This is a genomic window from Nocardioides secundeburneus (genome assembly GCF_039939255.1).
Taxonomy (GTDB): domain Bacteria; phylum Actinomycetota; class Actinomycetes; order Propionibacteriales; family Nocardioidaceae; genus Nocardioides.
On sequence record NZ_JBDUUE010000002.1, the window covers coordinates 603987 to 619878 of the forward strand.

The following is a 15892-nucleotide window of genomic DNA, read 5'->3' on the forward strand; positions in this document are numbered from 1 at the left end:
TACGTTCCGCGACCAGGGCTGAGAGGATCGAGGCGTGAGCAGCACGGAGGACCCCGGTAGGGACGTCGACGGGGGAGTGCTGGTGCTGGCCGCGACGCCGATCGGGCGGGTGGCCGACGCGCCGCCACGGCTCGCCGACGAGCTCGCGAGCGCCGACGTGGTCGCCGCCGAGGACACCCGGCGGCTCAAGCGGCTCACCACCGACCTCGGCGTCACCGTCGCCGGGCGGGTCGTGTCCTACTTCGAGGGCAACGAGCAGCAGCGCACCCCAACCCTGCTCGAGGCGCTGCTGCAGGGGCAGCGGGTCCTGCTCGTCACCGACGCCGGCATGCCGAGCGTCTCCGACCCCGGCTACCGGCTCGTGGCCGCCGCGGTCGCGGCCGGCGTCCACGTGACCGCGGTGCCGGGCCCGTCGGCGGTGCTGACGGCGCTCACCGTCTCGGGGCTGCCCGTCGACCGGTTCTGCTTCGAGGGCTTCCTGCCGCGCAAGGCGGGGGAGCGGTCGCGGCGGCTCGCGGGGCTGGCCGCCGAGCAGCGCACGATGGTCTTCTTCGAGGCCCCCCACCGCACCGCCGCGACCCTGGCCGCGATGGCCGAGGCGTGGGGCGGCGAGCGGCCGGGTGCCGTGTGCCGTGAGCTGACCAAGACCCACGAGGAGGTCCGCCGCGGCGGCCTCGCCGAGCTCGCGGCGTGGGCCGAGGCCGGCGTCCGGGGCGAGGTGACGCTCGTCGTCCAGGGGGCCGAGGAGGTGCGCCTCGTCTCGACCGACGAGGCCGACCTGCGCGCCGCCGTCGCCGAGCGGGAGGATCAGGGCATGAGCCGCAAGGACGCGATCGTCGAGGTGGCCCGCCTGGCCGGCGTGCCGAAGCGCGAGGTCTACAACCTGGTGCACGGCGCATGACGGCGACGCCTGCCCGGATCACGGAGTTCTCCCGCGGCGGGCTGACCTTCGACGTGCTCGACGAGGGGCCCCTCGACGGCGACGTCGTCGTGCTGCTGCACGGGTTCCCCGAGCGCGCCACGTGCTGGCGGCTCGTCGCGCCGCTGCTGCACGCCGAGGGCTACCGCACCCTCGCCCCCGACACCCGCGGCTACTCGCCCCGCGCTCGGCCGACCCGTCGCCGCGACTTCCGCATGGGCGAGCTCGTCGCCGACGTCGTCGCGCTCGTCGACGCCGTCGGGCGGCCCGTGCACCTCGTCGGCCACGACTGGGGCGCCGCCGTCGGCTGGCTGGTCGCGGCGCAGCGGCCCGACGTCGTCCGCACCTGGACGGCGGTGTCGGTGCCGCACCCGCGGGCCTTCGTCGCCTCGTTCGTCCGGTCGTCGCAGGCCCTGAAGTCCTGGTACATGCTCGCGTTCGCCGTGCCGCGGCTGCCCGAGCGGCTCGCGACCCGCTCGCCACGGCGGTTCGACGCACTCCTGCGGCGCGCCGGCATGACGACGGCCGACGTCGAGCGCTTCCGTGCCGAGGTCGTCGACGACGGCGCCCTGCCCGGTGGGCTCGGCTACTACCGCGGGATGTTCCTGCCCGACGCCTCGCTCGACCGGCCCTACGTCGAGGTGCCGACCACGATGGTGTGGAGCGACGGCGACGCTGCCCTCGGCCGCACGGGCGTCGACCTCACCGCCCGGTGGGCGAGAGGCCCCTACGAGCTCGTGGTGCTCGAGGGCATCAGCCACTGGGTGCCCGCGCACGCCCCCGAGCCGCTCGCGGCGGCGATCCTCGACCGGGTGCGCTCGGTGGAGGCGGCATGAGCGAGCGTCCGCCGGCCCCCGAGCCGCTGCCGCACCCGGTCGTCGACAACCACTGCCACCTCGACATCGCCCGCGACGACGAGCCCGTCGACCCGACGGCGGCCATCGCCGCCGCCGCGGCGGTCGGCGTCCCCCGCATCGTGCAGATCGGCTGCGACCTGCCGGGCGCGCGCTGGGCGGTGGAGGCCGCGGCCACGCACGACGCGCTCGTCGCCGGCGTGGCGCTGCACCCCAACGAGGCGCCCCGCCTCGCCGACGCCGGCCGGCTCGACGAGGCGCTCGACGAGATCGAGCGGCTCGCCGGCGCGCACGACAAGGTGCGGGCGGTCGGCGAGACCGGGCTCGACACGTTCCGCACCGGCGAGGAGGGACGCGCGGCGCAGGAGCACTCCTTCCGTGCGCACATCGACATCGCCAAGCGGCTCGACAAGACGCTGGTCATCCACGACCGCGACGCGCACGACGACGTCCTGCGGATCATCGACGACGAGGGTGCGCCCGAGCGCTGGGTGATGCACTGCTTCTCCGGTGACGCCGACTTCGCCCGCGCCTGCCTCGACCGCGGCGCGCACCTGTCGTTCGCCGGCACGGTGACGTTCAAGAACGCAGCGCCCTTGCGCAACGCGCTCGTGGTCACCCCGCTCGACCGGGTGCTCGTCGAGACCGACGCTCCCTACCTCACCCCGACCCCGCACCGGGGGCGCACCAACGCCTCCTACCTGGTGCCGCTCACCGTCCGGGCGATGGCCGACGTGCGCGGCGACGACCTCGAGACCCTCTGCGCCGCCATCGACGCGAACACCGAGCGGGCCTTCGGCGGCGGCTGGTAGGCCCGTCGTGGGGCGGGAGCGACTGTCGTGACCGATGTGACGAACGAGGCGTGACGCTGACCACGTGGGAGTCCAGAACCGGCCCGGCGAGTTTGCATTCCGTCGGCGGTCGCTGGTCTTCTGGTGCGGTTGGCCGGGATCGGGAAGACCCGTCCGGCGCGCGTCGGGACCTCGTCCCGACACCCGGCGAACGGGTCCCGAGACGGGTCCCGCGCGGCCCGGGGTGCCGGTCGCCCGAGGCCCGGGGAGCACGACGTTCGGAACCAGATGACCGCCGATGAGCACCCGACCCACACCCCTGAGAGCGCTGGCGTCCCGACCGCGCTGACCGCCGAGAGCGGTTCTTCCTTCTTCGCCCGGGCCGCGCGCAGCCGCCTGGTCCTGGGCGGCCTGGTGGCCCTCGTGGCCGCCGCCGTGGCCGGCACCACCGTCGGCTACGCCTCGCTGCGCGACGACGTCACCGTGACCGTCGACGGCGAGGCCCGCGACATCTCGACCTCTGCCGACACCGTCGCCGACGTGCTCGACGACGAGGGCATCGAGATCGGTGAGCACGACCTCGTCGCTCCCGGGCTCGACGAGTCCATCGAGGACGGCACGCGGATCAGCGTCCGCTACGGCCGCCCGATCACCCTGACCGTCGACGGCGAGGAGTCGACCCACTGGGTCACCGCCACCGACGTCGACTCAGCCCTGGGCGAGATCGGCACCGCCTACACCAACGCCCGCCTCGACCTCGACCGCGGCACGCCCATCGAGCGCGGCGGCGTCGCGCTCGAGGTGGTCACCTCGAAGCAGGTCGTGCTCCGCCTCGCCGGACGCAAGCCGGTCAAGACGTGGGTGCGTGCCCTCACCGTCGAGGACGCCCTGCGGCAGTCCGGCGTCTCGCTCGACAAGCTCGACCGGGTCGAGCCGGCCCGCGAGACCGCGCTCGCCAGCGGCACCAAGATCGTCTACACCGACGTCCAGTGGACCCGCAAGAAGGTCGACGGCGAGGCCATCGGCTTCGACACCGTGGAGCAGGACGACGACTCGATGATGCAGGGCGAGACCGAGGTCGAGACCGAGGGCCGAGAGGGTGCGCGCGACGTCGTCTACCGCGTCGTCCGCGTCAACGGCAAGGTCACCAAGCGCGTCGTGCTGCGCCAGAGCGTCACGCGCGAGCCGGTCGACGAGGTCGTCCGCGTCGGCACCCAGGAGCCTGAGCCCGAGCCGGCGCCGGCCGACTTCAGCGGTGGCGACACCGTCTGGGACCGCCTCGCCCAGTGCGAGTCCGGCGGCAACTGGGCCATCAACACCGGCAACGGCTACTACGGCGGCCTGCAGTTCAACCTCGGCACCTGGCAGGCCTACGGCGGCAGCGGCCTGCCGAGCGACAACTCGCGCGAGGCCCAGATCGCCGTCGCCGAGCGTCTGCGCGACGCCACCGGCGGCTACGGCTCGTGGCCCGGCTGCGCGGCCAAGCTCGGCCTGCCCCGCTGACCCGGAGCGCCCGCAGATAGCCTGACCCGCATGACATCGGCCGTTCCTGGGAGTCCTCGACTCCTGGGGGCGGCCGACGTGCGTCGACTGGCCGACGAGCTCGACCTGCGTCCGACCAAGCAGCGCGGGCAGAACTTCGTTATCGACGGCAACACGGTGCGGCGCATCGTGGCCTCCTCCGGCATCGGGCCCGACGACGTCGTGGTCGAGGTGGGCCCTGGGCTCGGCTCGCTCACCCTGGCGCTGCTGGAGGTGGCACGCCGGGTCGTCGCCATCGAGGTCGACGACAAGCTGGCCTCGCGGCTGCCGACCACGATCGCCGAGCACGCCCCCGACCAGGTGGCGGCGTTCGAGCTCGTGCTCGCCGACGCGATGCGGGTCACCGAGCTGCCCGGCCCGGCGCCCACCGCGCTCGTGGCCAACCTGCCCTACAACGTGTCGGTGCCCGTGCTGCTGCACCTGCTCGCGCTCCTGCCCAGCCTCGAGCGCGGCCTCGTGATGGTGCAGGCCGAGGTGGCCGACCGGCTCGCGGCCGCGCCCGGCTCGAAGACCTACGGCGTGCCGTCGGTCAAGGCCGCCTGGTACGCCGACGTCCGACGCGCAGGTTCGATCGGACGCACTGTCTTCTGGCCGACGCCCAACGTCGACTCGGGCCTGGTCGCCTGGACCCGCCGCGAGCCGCCGTCCACAGCGGCGACGCGCGAGCAGGTCTTCGCCGTCGTCGACGCCGCGTTCGCCCACCGCCGCAAGGCGTTGCGTGGTGCCCTGCGCACCCTCGCCCCCGCCAGCGACGTCGACCGCGCCCTCGCCGGCGCGGGCGTCGACCCCCTCACCCGCGGCGAGATGCTCGACGTCGAGCAGTTCGCCCGCATCGCCGAAGGACTCACCTGATGATCGTCGGCACCCAGCCGGTCACCGTCCGCGCCGCCGCCAAGGTCAACCTGCACCTCGGTGTCGGCGCCCCCCGCGACGACGGCTTCCACCCGCTCACGACCGTCTACCAGGCGGTCGGGCTGTGCGACGACGTCACGGCGCACCACGACGACGAGCTGAGCGTCGAGCTCGGCGGCACCGACTGGATCGACCTGGCCAGCGTGGCCGCCGACGAGGACAACCTGGCCCACCGCGCCGCCGTGCTGCTCGGCCGGCACCACGGCCGCGACCTCGCGGCCCGGCTCGTGGTCGAGAAGGCGATCCCCGTCGCCGGTGGTCTCGCCGGCGGCTCGGCCGACGCCGCGGCGGCCCTCGTCGCGCTCGACCGGCTCCACGACCTGCGCACCAGCGACGACGACCTCCTGCGCCTGGCCGCCGAGCTCGGCAGCGACGTCCCGTTCTCGCTCATCGGCGGCACCGCACTCGGCACCGGACGCGGCGAGATCGTCGAGCCGGTGGCCGACGTCGGCACCTGGTGGTGGGTGATCGTCCCCGATCGCGACGGCCTCTCGACGCCCGAGGTCTACCGCCACTTCGACCGGCTCTTCCCCGACGCCGACCCGACGCCGCCGTCGGCCGAGGCGCTGCTCTCGGCGCTGCGCACCGGCCAGCCGGTGAGCCTCGCACGCAGCCTGCACAACGACCTCCAGGAGCCAGCGATCGACCTGCGACCCGACCTCGGGCGACTCATCGACCACGGCGAGTCGGAGGGTGCGCTGCGCGGCCTGGTCTCCGGCTCGGGGCCCACGGTCGTGTTCCTGTGCGAGTCGGCCGACCACTCACGCGACCTCGCCGGTGCCCTGATGCGCAGCGGCAGCCCCGTCGTCCTCGTGGCGAACGGTGCGGTCGCCGGAGCCCACGTGGTGCCCGACCATGTCTGAGACCACCAACCTGCTCAACCTCCAGGGCGTGTCGAAGTCCTACGGCGTCCGCCCCCTGCTCAGCGACGTCTCGCTGGGCATCGGCGCCGGCGAGCGCATCGGCATCGTCGGGCGCAACGGCGACGGCAAGACCACGCTGCTCGAGGTGATGACCGGCATCGAGGAACCCGACACCGGCCGCGTCTCGCGCAGCCGCGGCCTGCTCGTCGGCTACCTGCACCAGGGCGACGAGCTCGACGACACCCACTCGGTGCGCGAGGCCGTGCTCGGCGGGCGGGCCGACCACGAGTGGGCCGCAGACGCGACCATGCGCGGCATCGTCACCGAGCTGCTCGCCGGCGTCACCCTCGACCGCGCGGTGCACGGGCTCTCCGGTGGTGAGCGCCGTCGCTGTGCCCTGGCCGCGCTGCTGCTCGGCGACCACGAGCTGATCGTGCTCGACGAGCCGACCAACCACCTCGACGTCGAGGCCGTCGCCTGGCTGGCCGAGCACCTGCGCCGCCGGCCGTCGGCGCTGGTCGTGGTCACGCACGACCGCTGGTTCCTCGACGCCGTGTGCCAGTACACCTGGGAGGTGCACGACGGCGCCGTCGACGTCTACGAGGGCGGCTACGCGGCCTTCGTGCTCGCCAAGGCCGAGCGCTCGCGACAGGCCGACGCCACCGAGCAGCGGCGTCGCAACCTGGCGACCAAGGAGCTCGCTTGGCTGCGCCGCGGTGCTCCAGCCCGCACGGCCAAACCCAAGTTCCGCATCGACGCCGCCAACCGGCTGATCGAGGACGTCCCCCCGCCGCGCGACCGCCTCGAGCTGCAGCGCTTCGCCACCCAGCGCCTCGGCAAGGACGTGATCGACCTCGAGCACGTCGACCTCACCCGCGGTGAGCGACGGCTGCTCGCCGACGCGACGTGGCGGCTCGGCCCGGGTGACCGGGTGGGCATCGTCGGCGTCAACGGCGCGGGCAAGACGTCGGTGCTGAAGCTGGTCTCGGGTTTGCTGGCGCCGTCGTCCGGACGGGTCAAGCACGGCAAGACCGTCGCGCTGGCCCACCTGACCCAGGACCTCGACGACGTCGACCCCGATGGCCGGGTGCTGCCCACCGTCGAGGGCATCCGGCGGGTGACGGCCGTCGCCGGCGGCGGCGAGATCACCGCGACGTCGATGCTCGAGCGCTTCGGCTTCACCGGCGACCGGCTCACCGCCCGCCTGGGCGACCTCTCCGGTGGCGAGCGACGCCGGTTCCAGCTGCTCAAGCTGCTGCTCACCGAGCCCAACGTGCTGCTGCTCGACGAGCCCACCAACGACCTCGACATCGAGACCCTCACCGTGCTCGAGGACTTCCTCGACGGCTGGCCGGGCACCCTGCTCGTGGTCTCGCACGACCGCTACTTCCTCGAGCGGGTCACCGACTCGGTCTGGGCGCTGCTCGGCGACGGCCAGCTGTCCATGCTGCCGCGCGGTGTCGACGAGTACCTGGAGCGTCGTGCGGCGCAGCCGGCCTCCACCACGCCGACGTCGTCCGCGGCCGCCGTCGAGCAGGCCCGTGCCAAGACCGGCTCGGCCGAGGAGCGGGCCGCACGCAAGACCCTCGCCCGCCTCGAGAAGGCCCTCGAGCGCCTCACCGAGCGCGAGACCGCGCTCAACGCCGACCTCGCCGCCCACCTCAGCGACTACGAGAAGCTGGCCTCGCTCGGCGCCGAGCTCGACGCCGTCCGCGCCGAGAAGGAGACCCTCGAGCTGGAGTGGCTCGAGGCCGCCGAGCTGCTGGACTAGCTACCCCGCCTCGTCGCCGAAGGGGGCGAGGAGGGTGCGGAGCAGGACGGCGAGCCGAACCTGGTCGCGTTGCGGCAGGCCGGCGAGCAGCACTCGCTCGGCGTCGAGGAGGGCCTCGAAGGCGCCGTCGACGCACGCCTGCCCCTCGGGCGTCAGCCGCACGAGGACGCCGCGCCGGTCGGTCGGGTCGGGGTTGCGCTCGACGAGTCCGCGCGAGGTGAGCCGGTCGACGCGATTGGTCATCGTGCCGCTGGTCACGAGCGTCTCGCGCAGCAGGCGACCGGGGGAGAGCTCGTAGGGCGCGCCGGCGCGGCGCAGGGCGGCCAGGACGTCGAACTCCCACGACTCGATGCCGTGGGCGCTGAAGGCCCGGCGGCGGGCGAGGTCGAGGTGGCGCGAGAGCCGGGAGATGCGCGAGAAGACCGCGACGGGCTCGAGGTCGAGGTCGTCGCGCTCGCGCGCCCACGCCTCGACCAGGTCGTCGACCTCGTCCCTCGTCCCGTCCTGCACCCGCCCTACTCTAGCCATACGTCGAGAATCTTGATATCAAGATTCTCATGACCAAGACATCGCCCACCTGGGACCCGGACCGCTACCTCACCTACGGCGACGAGCGCGGGCGGCCGTTCGTCGACCTCGTCGCGCGCGTCGGCGCCACCGCGCCCGCCACCGTCGTCGACCTCGGCTGCGGTCCCGGCAACCTCACCCGCCTCCTCGCCGAGCGCTGGCCGGGCGCCGACGTCGCCGGCGTCGACAGCAGTGCCGAGATGATCGCCTCCGCGCGGCGTGGCGACGGTGACGTCCGGTTCGAGGTCCAGGACCTCCGGGCCTGGGTCGACGGCGGGCACCGCGTCGACGTCCTCGTCTCCAACGCGACGCTGCAGTGGGTGCCCGGACACCTCGACCTGCTGGCCGACCTCGTCGGCTCGGTGGCCCCGGGCGGCTGGCTCGCCGTCCAGGTGCCCGGCAACTTCGGCGAGCCGAGCCACACCATCCGCGCCGAGCTGGCGGCCGAGGCGCCCTACGCCGAGCACGTCGCCGGCGTCGCCCACCCCTCGAGCCACGACCCCGTCGACTACCTCGACGCCCTGACCGCCCTCGGGTGCGCGGTCGACGTCTGGGAGACGACCTACCTGCACGTGCTCACCGGCCCCGACCCGGTCTTCACCTGGGTCAGCGCCACCGGCGCCCGACCCACCCTCCAGGCGCTCCCGGACGACGTCCGCCCGGCCTTCGAGGCGGAGTTCAAGCGCCGCCTCGCCGAGGCCTACCCCGTCCGGTCCGACGGGACCGTCGTGCTGCCCTTCCGCCGGGTCTTCGCCGTCGCCCGGACCGAGGGGCTCGCATGAGGCTCCACCACGTCCAGGTCGCCTGCCCGCCCGGCGGCGAGGACGCCGTCCGCGCGTTCTACGCCGACACGCTCGGCCTCGTCGAGGTCGACAAGCCCGAGCCGCTGCGCGGGCGCGGCGGCGCGTGGTTCCGTGCCCACGATGCCACCGGCGAGGTCGTCGCCGAGCTGCACGTGGGCGTCGAGGATCCCTTCGTGCCCGCCCGCAAGGCCCACCCCGCCTTCGTGGTCGACGACGAGGCGGCGCTCGACCGTGTGGTGTCCCGGCTGCGCGACGCCGGCCACGACGCCGTCGACACCGAGCGGTTCACCTTCCCGGGCTACGTGCGCGTGCACACCGTCGACCCCCACGGCAACCGGGTCGAGCTGCTCGCGCCCTCGGGGTGATGTCTTGACACCTGTCCGAACCGATGGGGTCGCGCCCGTAACCCCCGGGGGTGTCGCCGCGTTGTGCTTGCGACCTCGACGTCCACCGAAACGCGTCGTGGGACCGCCGCCGAGCTCGGGAGGCACGCACGAGGAGACACCATGGCAGTAGCAGTGAGCGACCGGACCGCGGTCGTCAACCGGGTCAAGCGGGCGCAGGGACAGCTCGCCGGCGTGCTCCGGATGATCGAGGAGGAGCGCGACCTCTCGCAGGTGCTCAACCAGATCAAGGCCGTCTCGAGCGCGCTCGACCGCGCCGGCTTCGCACTCGTCGCCGCCGAGTGGCGCTCGAGCATCGACCACGCCGGCGGGGTCACCGACGAGCAGCTCGAGCACCTGGAGAAGCTGGTCATCGGTCTGTCCTGATGGCGCTGTGTTTGATGGCGCTCGCTCCGCTCGCGCGTCGCGCGCCGCTTTTCAGGCCGTCTCGGCACACGCCGAGCGCACGCTCCGCTCGTACCTCGCTCCGCGCACCCTCGACGCGCACCGAGACGCCCTCGCGGCGCGCCGGTCTCGCGGGCTGGCGGTGGCCCTGACGACTGAAGTTACCGTGCGGTAATGTTGGCCGCATGAGCCAGGTCCTCTCCCTGTGGCGCACGGCCAGCGGCCTGCCCGTCGTCGGCGACGTCGTCGGCAAGCGCGTGTTCTCGCTGCTGTTCAGCCAGAAGGCGCCCTACTTCGCCTCGATCCGACCGCGCTTCGTCGAGATCCGCCCCGACTACGCCGAGCTGGTCATCCCGAAGCGGCGCGGCGTGCACAACCACCTCGGCACCGTGCACGCCATCGCGTTGTGCAACGGGCTCGAGGCCGCCATGGGGGCGCTCGCCGAGGCCACGATCCCGGCCGACAAGCGCTGGATCCCCGAGGGGATGGACATCCGCTACACGGCCAAGGCGACCAGCGACATCACCTGCAGCGCCGAGACCGACCCCGAGCAGTGGGCCGGCGACGACCCGCACGTCGACGTCCGGGTCAAGGGCGTCCGCGACGACGGCACCGTCGTCATCGAGGGCGTCATCAAGCTCTACGTCACCCCGCGCCCGACGACCTAGCCGATGCTGCCGGCGCCTCCAGCGGCCTTCACCGCGGCAGCGTCGCCGCTGGTCGTCGTCGAGCGGCTCAACCGTCGCTCGACCCAGACCGCGATCTTGGACAGCGTGTAGTTGACGACGATGAAGAGCACCCCGATGACGAAGAGGACCTGGATGGGGTTGTCGAGCGTCTGGTAGAGCCGCTGTCCGGTGCGGAGCGTCTCGGTGTAGAGCGCGACCAGGGCAGCGAGCGAGGTGTCCTTGAGCACCACGACGAGCTGGCTGATCAGTGCCGGCAGCATCACGCGGAACGCCTGGGGAAGCAGGACGAGGCGCATGGTCGTGCGCTCGGACATGCCGACGGCCAACGCGGCCTCGCGCTGCCCGGACGGCAACGACTGCACACCCGCTCGCAAGATCTCGGCGATGATGACCGAGTTGTAGAGCGTCAGCCCGATGACGAGGTACCACAGCCCGTCGTCACCCGGCAGGAACCCGATGTCGATGCCGAGCTCCTCGAACGCGCGCCAGACGAAGACGATGGTGATGATCACCGGCAGTCCGCGGAAGAGCTCGATGAAGCCCACGATGGGCACGCGGCCCGCGCGGCCGGTCAGCATCCGCGCCGTGCCGAGGAGGATGCCGACGACGATCGAGGCCGCGATGGCGAGCCCGGCGGCGGTCAGCGTGGCGACCACGCCTTGGCCGATCAGCTCCCAGACCCTCGGGAACGTCTCGTCGGAGGGGTCGATCAGGGGAGCCCAGAGCTCGCGCTCGAACTGACCGCGCTCGTCGAGGCGCCGCACGGCGACGGCCACGAGCGCGAGGATCAGCAGGAGCCCGACGACCGTGGCGATGCGGGCGCGCCGGCGGGCGCGGGGGCCGGGCTCGTCGTACAGCACGGAGGTCATCGGACGATCGCCACCTTGCGCTCGAGGACCCCGAGCAGCGCGCCGGCGCTCAGGGTGATGATGAGGTAGCCGACGGCGACGCCGAGGAGCACCGGGATGTAGGAGTAGCCCTGGGCGCTGGTCAGGTCGCGGCCCACGCTGTAGAGGTCGCGTCCGACGCCGAAGGCGCCGACCACCGCGCTGTTCTTGAACATCGCGATGATGACGCTGCCCACCGGCGGCACCGACGTGCGCAGCGCCTGGGGCATGATCACCGAGCCCAGGTTCTGGGTGAAGGTGAGCCCGATCGCCCGGGCGGCCTCGGCCTGGCCGGCCGGCACCGAGTTGATGCCGGCGCGGATCGCCTCGCAGACGAAGGCGGAGGTGTAGAGCACCAGCCCGGCGACGCCGAAGAAGTAGAACGACTGGTTGATGCCGATCTCGGGCAGCCCGAAGGCCATGAAGAAGAGCACGACGGTGAGCGGGCAGTTGCGCAGCACGTTGACCCACGCCGTGCCGAACGCGCGCAACGACGCCACGGGCGAGACCCGGAACGCCGCGATCAGTGCTCCGAGCACGAGCGAGCCCACCATCGCCCAGAGGCAGATGCCGAGTGAGCGGAGGAAGCCCGACCAGTACAGGTCGAGGTTCTCGGTCACCGCTTCCACGGGACTCCTTCGGGGTCAGGGGACGTGGGGGACGAGGTCTCGTCCCCCACGTGCCCGGGGTCGTGAACCGGCTGGACCGGTGAGGATCAGGAGCAGGGGGCGGGCTCGGGGAGCTCGGGCGTCTCGGCTCCCTCGACCTGTCCGGCCGTCGACTCCCACGCCTCGACGTAGGCGTCCTGGTTGTCCTGCAGCGTCTGGTTGATGAACTCGCAGAAGGCCACGTCGCCCTTCTCGATGCCGATGCCGTACGGCTCCTCGGTGAACTGCTCGCCCACCAGCTTGAACTCGCCGTCGGACTCGCTGACGAAGCCGGCGAGGATCACGTTGTCGGTGGTGACGACGTCGACCTGGCCGTTGCTCAGCGCGTCGGCGCACTTGTCGTAGACGTCGAAGAGCACGAGCTGGTCGTCGGAGGCGAGGTACTCCTTGATCTGCTCCGACGGCGTCGAGCCCGTGACCGAGCAGACCTTCGCGTCGGGGTTGGCCGCGAGGTCGTCAGGACCGTTGATGGCGTCGTTGTCCGACAGCACCATCAGCATCTGGCCGGCGTTGTAGTACGGGCCGGCGAACGTGATGCGCTGGGCGCGCTCCTCGTTGATGGTGTAGGTCGCCACGACCATGTCGACCGTGCCGTCCTCGATCACCTGCTCGCGGATGTCGGACGGCGTCTCCTCCCAGGTGATGTTGTCCTCGGAGATGCCCATCGCACCGGCGATGATCTTGGCGACCTCGACGTCGAAGCCCTCGGGGGCGTCGTCGAGCCCCTGGAGGCCGAAGCCGGGCTGGTCGAACTTGGTGCCCACCGTCATCGAGCCCTGCTCGCTGAGCTCGGCCATCGTGGTGCCGGCCTCGAACTCGGCGTCCTCGACGACCTCCGGGTCGCTGCCGCCGTCGTCGTCGCTACCGCAGGCAGCCAGGGATCCGGCCAGCGCCATCACCGCGGCCGCTGCCTTGAACCTCGTGAACCGCATCCACTTCTCCTTGGTTTCAGTGTTTGAGGATCTTGCCGAGGAAGTCCTTGGCCCGATCGCTCTGGGGGTTGGTGAAGAACGACTCGGGATCGTTCTCCTCGGCGATGGCGCCGTCGGCCATGAAGACGACACGGTCGGCGGCGGTGCGGGCGAAGCCCATCTCGTGGGTGACCACGATCATCGTCATGCCCCGCTCGGCGAGGTCGACCATGACGTCGAGGACCTCCTTGATCATCTCCGGGTCGAGCGCGGAGGTCGGCTCGTCGAAGAGCATGACCTTCGGCTCCATGGCCAGGGCGCGGGCGATGGCGACGCGCTGCTGCTGACCGCCGGAGAGCTGGGCGGGGTACTTGGCGGCCTGGTGCCCGACACCGACGCGATCGAGCAGCTCCTGGGCCTTCGCGACCGCCTCGGCCTTCGGCTTCTTGCGGACCTTGATCGGCCCGAGCGTGACGTTCTCGAGGATCGTCTTGTGCGCGAAGAGGTTGAACGACTGGAAGACCATGCCGACCTCGGCGCGCAGCTGGGCGAGTGGCTTGCCCTCCTCGGGGAGGGGCTGGCCGTCGAGCGTGATCGAGCCGCTGCCGATCGTCTCGAGGCGGTTGATCGTGCGGCACAGCGTCGACTTGCCCGAACCGGAGGGCCCGATCACGACGACGACCTCGCGCTGCTTCACGGACAGGTTGATGTCCTTGAGCACGTGGAGGTCGCCGTACCACTTGTTCACGCCCTCGAGCACCACGAGCGGCTCGCCCGTCGTGCCCCCTGCGCCGGGCTGTGCGCCCACGTCCTGCACCGTCATGGGCGCAGACCCTAGCCGTACCCGGTCCGTTCGGGCTATCACCACCCCGCCCTGACGGGTCCGGTCGTGACAACCGTTACGCGCCCGAGGCCATGGGCGCCTCACTACGCTCGACGCCATGGGCGACGAGGACGACGAGCGCGGGCGCGGTTCGCGCGTCCCGCCGATCGCGGTGCCGGGCGCGTTGTTCGTGGTGCTGTCGTTCGTGACCCGCGACGTCTGGGCGCTCTACGCCGGCGGCGCCCTGCTCGCGCTGGCCTCGCTGCAGTGGACCCGTCGGTGACCGTGCTCCTGCGCGACCTCGGGGTCGGCTGGCTGGCCGGGTTCGTCGTCGCCCTGCTCTGGTACGCCGTCGACGGTCGGCACGGCGACTCGGTCACGACGTGGGGCGGGGCGGCCCTCGTCGCGCTGCCCTTCGGGCTCGCCACGGGCCTGCTCTGGTCGGCCCGGTCGGCGGCGTGGCGCCACCTCGACCAGCGGGCGCGGACCGGCGGGCTCGCCGTCCTGATGGTGCTGGCCGCCGGGCTGCTGCTGGCGCTGCTGCTCTGAGGCGGCGGCCCGTCGCGGTTCACGCCCGGAGGCCGTCGCGCCGTAAACTCGGTCCGCCATGAGCGCCACGTCCGAGACCCGCACCTACGAGGTCCGCACCTACGGGTGCCAGATGAACGTCCACGACTCCGAGCGGCTCAGCGGGCTGCTGGAGGACGCGGGCTACTCCGCGGCGCCCACGGGCGAGCAGGCCGACGTCGTCGTCTTCAACACCTGCGCGGTGCGCGAGAACGCCGACAACAAGCTCTACGGCAACCTGTCGCACCTCGCGCCGGTCAAGGCGGCCAACCCCGACCTGCAGATCGCCGTCGGTGGGTGCCTGGCGCAGAAGGACCGCGCCACGATCACCGAGAGGGCCCCCTACGTCGACGTCGTCTTCGGCACCCACAACATCGGGTCGCTGCCGGCGCTGCTCGACCGCGCGCGGTCGCAGCAGGAGGCGCAGGTCGAGATCCTCGAGTCGCTCGAGGTGTTCCCGTCGACGCTGCCGACCAAGCGCGACAGCGCCTACGCCGCCTGGGTCTCGGTCTCGGTCGGGTGCAACAACACCTGCACGTTCTGCATCGTGCCGGCGCTGCGCGGCAAGGAGAAGGACCGTCGTCCCGGCGACGTGCTGGCCGAGGTGCGCGCACTCGTCGCCGACGGCGTCAGCGAGGTCACGCTGCTCGGGCAGAACGTCAACGCCTACGGCGTCGAGTTCGGCGACCGGCAGGCGTTCAGCAAGCTCCTGCGGGCCTGCGGCGACGTCGACGGCCTCGAGCGGGTGCGGTTCACCAGCCCGCACCCGGCCGAGTTCACCGACGACGTCATCGAGGCGATGGCCGAGACGCCCAACGTCATGCCCCAGCTGCACATGCCGCTGCAGTCGGGCTCCGACCGGCTCCTGCGGGCGATGCGCCGCTCCTACCGCCGCGAGAAGTACCTCGGCATCATCGAGCGCGTGCGCGCCGCGATGCCCGACGCCGCCATCACCACCGACATCATCGTGGGCTTCCCGGGCGAGACCGAGGAGGACCACCAGCACACCCTCGACGTCGTCCGCGAGGCCCGGTTCGCCGGTGCCTTCACGTTCCAGTACTCCAAGCGTCCGGGCACGCCGGCCGCGACGATGGACGACCAGGTGCCGGCCGACGTGCTGCGCGACCGCTACGACCGCCTCGCCGCGCTGGTCAACGAGGTCGCGTGGGCCGAGAACAAGCGGTTGGTCGGACGCACCGTCGAGCTGATGGTGGCCGAGGGCGAGGGCCGCAAGGACACCGCCACCCGTCGCCTGTCGGGGCGTGGTCCCGACAACCGGCTCGTGCACTTCGCGGCCCCCGACGGCGGCGTCCGGCCCGGCGACGTCGCCACCGTCGAGATCACCCACGCCGCCCCGCACCACCTGGTCGCCGATCGGGTGCTGTCGACCCGGCGCACCCGGTCGGGCGACGCGTGGGAGGCCCGCACCCAGGCGCCCGCGCCCGCGGGCGTGGGGCTCGGCATGCCCACGATCGGCGTCCCGGCGCAACTGCCGGACGCCCCGGCCTGCCGCTGAGCCGAACGGATAGCGTGCGGG

Annotated in this window: 19 protein-coding genes; 14 read left to right on the forward strand and 5 right to left on the reverse strand. The window is 72.5% G+C overall.

Annotation, left to right across the window (positions count from 1 at the left end; all coding sequences use genetic code 11):
- Window positions 1–34: 34 nt before the first annotated feature.
- From rsmI to ABFT23_RS07910, 7 genes are all read left to right on the forward strand, one after another.
- On the forward strand, window positions 35–901 hold the full coding sequence (gene rsmI / locus ABFT23_RS07880; protein WP_457623127.1) for a 16S rRNA (cytidine(1402)-2'-O)-methyltransferase: 867 nt from the start codon (window positions 35–37) through the stop codon (window positions 899–901).
- Window positions 898–1755, forward strand: a complete 858-nt coding sequence (locus ABFT23_RS07885) for an alpha/beta fold hydrolase (protein ID WP_347893943.1) — start codon at window positions 898–900, stop codon at window positions 1753–1755. Before rsmI ends, ABFT23_RS07885 begins: the two co-directional genes overlap by 4 nt.
- Entirely contained in the window at window positions 1752–2585 is an 834-nt protein-coding gene (locus ABFT23_RS07890) for a TatD family hydrolase (protein WP_347893945.1), read from the forward strand. The genes ABFT23_RS07885 and ABFT23_RS07890 overlap by 4 nt, the downstream gene beginning before the upstream one ends.
- 267 nt (window positions 2586–2852) lie before the next feature.
- A complete protein-coding gene (locus ABFT23_RS07895) occupies window positions 2853–4067 on the forward strand; it encodes a ubiquitin-like domain-containing protein (protein WP_347893946.1) in 1215 nt (404 codons plus the stop codon).
- A gap of 30 nt (window positions 4068–4097) precedes the next feature.
- A complete protein-coding gene (rsmA, locus tag ABFT23_RS07900; RefSeq protein WP_347893948.1) occupies window positions 4098–4958 on the forward strand; it encodes a 16S rRNA (adenine(1518)-N(6)/adenine(1519)-N(6))-dimethyltransferase RsmA in 861 nt (286 codons plus the stop codon).
- Window positions 4958–5881: a 4-(cytidine 5'-diphospho)-2-C-methyl-D-erythritol kinase gene (locus tag ABFT23_RS07905; RefSeq protein WP_347893950.1), complete on the forward strand. Its 924-nt coding sequence runs from the start codon at window positions 4958–4960 to the stop codon at window positions 5879–5881. The genes rsmA and ABFT23_RS07905 overlap by 1 nt, the downstream gene beginning before the upstream one ends.
- The gene (locus ABFT23_RS07910) at window positions 5874–7652 is read left to right on the forward strand and encodes an ABC-F family ATP-binding cassette domain-containing protein (protein WP_347893952.1); all 1779 of its coding nucleotides are present in this window, start codon (window positions 5874–5876) and stop codon (window positions 7650–7652) included. Before ABFT23_RS07905 ends, ABFT23_RS07910 begins: the two co-directional genes overlap by 8 nt.
- On the opposite strand, the gene ABFT23_RS07915 is transcribed toward ABFT23_RS07910, so the two are convergent.
- A complete protein-coding gene (locus ABFT23_RS07915; RefSeq protein ID WP_347893953.1) occupies window positions 7653–8162 on the reverse strand; it encodes a MarR family winged helix-turn-helix transcriptional regulator in 510 nt (169 codons plus the stop codon).
- A gap of 47 nt (window positions 8163–8209) precedes the next feature.
- Between ABFT23_RS07915 and ABFT23_RS07920 the strand changes: the two genes are divergently transcribed.
- The 4 genes from ABFT23_RS07920 to ABFT23_RS07935 all read left to right on the forward strand — a co-directional run bounded on the left by ABFT23_RS07920 (window position 8210) and on the right by ABFT23_RS07935 (window position 10478).
- A complete protein-coding gene (locus tag ABFT23_RS07920) occupies window positions 8210–9001 on the forward strand; it encodes a trans-aconitate 2-methyltransferase (protein WP_347893955.1) in 792 nt (263 codons plus the stop codon).
- Window positions 8998–9387: a VOC family protein gene (locus ABFT23_RS07925; RefSeq protein WP_347893956.1), complete on the forward strand. Its 390-nt coding sequence runs from the start codon at window positions 8998–9000 to the stop codon at window positions 9385–9387. The genes ABFT23_RS07920 and ABFT23_RS07925 overlap by 4 nt, the downstream gene beginning before the upstream one ends.
- Window positions 9388–9528: 141 nt before the next feature.
- Window positions 9529–9792 carry a metal-sensitive transcriptional regulator gene (locus ABFT23_RS07930; RefSeq protein ID WP_347893958.1) on the forward strand — a complete coding sequence of 88 codons (264 nt, stop codon included), beginning with the start codon at window positions 9529–9531 and terminating at the stop codon, window positions 9790–9792.
- Between the two features lie 203 nt (window positions 9793–9995).
- Window positions 9996–10478 carry a hotdog fold domain-containing protein gene (locus tag ABFT23_RS07935; RefSeq protein ID WP_347893960.1) on the forward strand — a complete coding sequence of 161 codons (483 nt, stop codon included), beginning with the start codon at window positions 9996–9998 and terminating at the stop codon, window positions 10476–10478.
- Here the strand turns inward: ABFT23_RS07935 and ABFT23_RS07940 are convergent.
- From ABFT23_RS07940 to ABFT23_RS07955, 4 genes are all read right to left on the reverse strand, one after another.
- Window positions 10475–11368 (reverse strand): amino acid ABC transporter permease, encoded by an 894-nt coding sequence (locus tag ABFT23_RS07940; RefSeq protein ID WP_347893962.1) that lies wholly within the window; start codon window positions 11366–11368, stop codon window positions 10475–10477. The genes ABFT23_RS07935 and ABFT23_RS07940 overlap by 4 nt on opposite strands.
- Window positions 11365–12006 carry an amino acid ABC transporter permease gene (locus ABFT23_RS07945; protein WP_347893964.1) on the reverse strand — a complete coding sequence of 214 codons (642 nt, stop codon included), beginning with the start codon at window positions 12004–12006 and terminating at the stop codon, window positions 11365–11367. Before ABFT23_RS07945 ends, ABFT23_RS07940 begins: the two co-directional genes overlap by 4 nt.
- A 95-nt stretch (window positions 12007–12101) precedes the next feature.
- Complete coding sequence (locus ABFT23_RS07950) at window positions 12102–12986, reverse strand: glutamate ABC transporter substrate-binding protein (protein WP_347893965.1); 885 nt, start codon at window positions 12984–12986, stop codon at window positions 12102–12104.
- Window positions 12987–13002: 16 nt separating this feature from the next.
- On the reverse strand, window positions 13003–13788 hold the full coding sequence (locus ABFT23_RS07955) for an amino acid ABC transporter ATP-binding protein (protein WP_347893967.1): 786 nt from the start codon (window positions 13786–13788) through the stop codon (window positions 13003–13005).
- A 118-nt stretch (window positions 13789–13906) separates the two neighbouring features.
- Here ABFT23_RS07955 and ABFT23_RS07960 point away from each other — a divergent pair, with 118 nt between their 5' ends.
- From ABFT23_RS07960 to miaB, 3 genes are read left to right on the forward strand one after another with little or no spacing between them, the layout of a single operon-like run.
- Complete coding sequence (locus tag ABFT23_RS07960) at window positions 13907–14071, forward strand: hypothetical protein (RefSeq protein WP_347893968.1); 165 nt, start codon at window positions 13907–13909, stop codon at window positions 14069–14071.
- Window positions 14068–14337, forward strand: coding sequence for a hypothetical protein (locus ABFT23_RS07965; RefSeq protein ID WP_347893970.1), 270 nt, complete (start codon window positions 14068–14070; stop codon window positions 14335–14337). Before ABFT23_RS07960 ends, ABFT23_RS07965 begins: the two co-directional genes overlap by 4 nt.
- A gap of 58 nt (window positions 14338–14395) precedes the next feature.
- Complete coding sequence (gene miaB / locus ABFT23_RS07970; RefSeq protein WP_347893972.1) at window positions 14396–15871, forward strand: tRNA (N6-isopentenyl adenosine(37)-C2)-methylthiotransferase MiaB; 1476 nt, start codon at window positions 14396–14398, stop codon at window positions 15869–15871.
- Window positions 15872–15892 lie beyond the last annotated feature (21 nt).

Coding starts and splice junctions, on each gene's coding strand:
- ABFT23_RS07885 (WP_347893943.1), top strand. CDS start 898: ATGACGGCGACGCCTGCCCGGATCACGGAGTTCTCCCGCGGCGGGCTG.
- ABFT23_RS07890 (WP_347893945.1), top strand. CDS start 1,752: ATGAGCGAGCGTCCGCCGGCCCCCGAGCCGCTGCCGCACCCGGTCGTC.
- ABFT23_RS07895 (WP_347893946.1), top strand. CDS start 2,853: ATGACCGCCGATGAGCACCCGACCCACACCCCTGAGAGCGCTGGCGTC.
- rsmA (WP_347893948.1), top strand. CDS start 4,098: ATGACATCGGCCGTTCCTGGGAGTCCTCGACTCCTGGGGGCGGCCGAC.
- ABFT23_RS07905 (WP_347893950.1), top strand. CDS start 4,958: ATGATCGTCGGCACCCAGCCGGTCACCGTCCGCGCCGCCGCCAAGGTC.
- ABFT23_RS07910 (WP_347893952.1), top strand. CDS start 5,874: ATGTCTGAGACCACCAACCTGCTCAACCTCCAGGGCGTGTCGAAGTCC.
- ABFT23_RS07920 (WP_347893955.1), top strand. CDS start 8,210: ATGACCAAGACATCGCCCACCTGGGACCCGGACCGCTACCTCACCTAC.
- ABFT23_RS07925 (WP_347893956.1), top strand. CDS start 8,998: ATGAGGCTCCACCACGTCCAGGTCGCCTGCCCGCCCGGCGGCGAGGAC.
- ABFT23_RS07930 (WP_347893958.1), top strand. CDS start 9,529: ATGGCAGTAGCAGTGAGCGACCGGACCGCGGTCGTCAACCGGGTCAAG.
- ABFT23_RS07935 (WP_347893960.1), top strand. CDS start 9,996: ATGAGCCAGGTCCTCTCCCTGTGGCGCACGGCCAGCGGCCTGCCCGTC.
- ABFT23_RS07940 (WP_347893962.1), bottom strand. CDS start 11,368: ATGACCTCCGTGCTGTACGACGAGCCCGGCCCCCGCGCCCGCCGGCGC.
- ABFT23_RS07950 (WP_347893965.1), bottom strand. CDS start 12,986: ATGCGGTTCACGAGGTTCAAGGCAGCGGCCGCGGTGATGGCGCTGGCC.
- ABFT23_RS07955 (WP_347893967.1), bottom strand. CDS start 13,788: ATGACGGTGCAGGACGTGGGCGCACAGCCCGGCGCAGGGGGCACGACG.
- ABFT23_RS07960 (WP_347893968.1), top strand. CDS start 13,907: ATGGGCGACGAGGACGACGAGCGCGGGCGCGGTTCGCGCGTCCCGCCG.
- miaB (WP_347893972.1), top strand. CDS start 14,396: ATGAGCGCCACGTCCGAGACCCGCACCTACGAGGTCCGCACCTACGGG.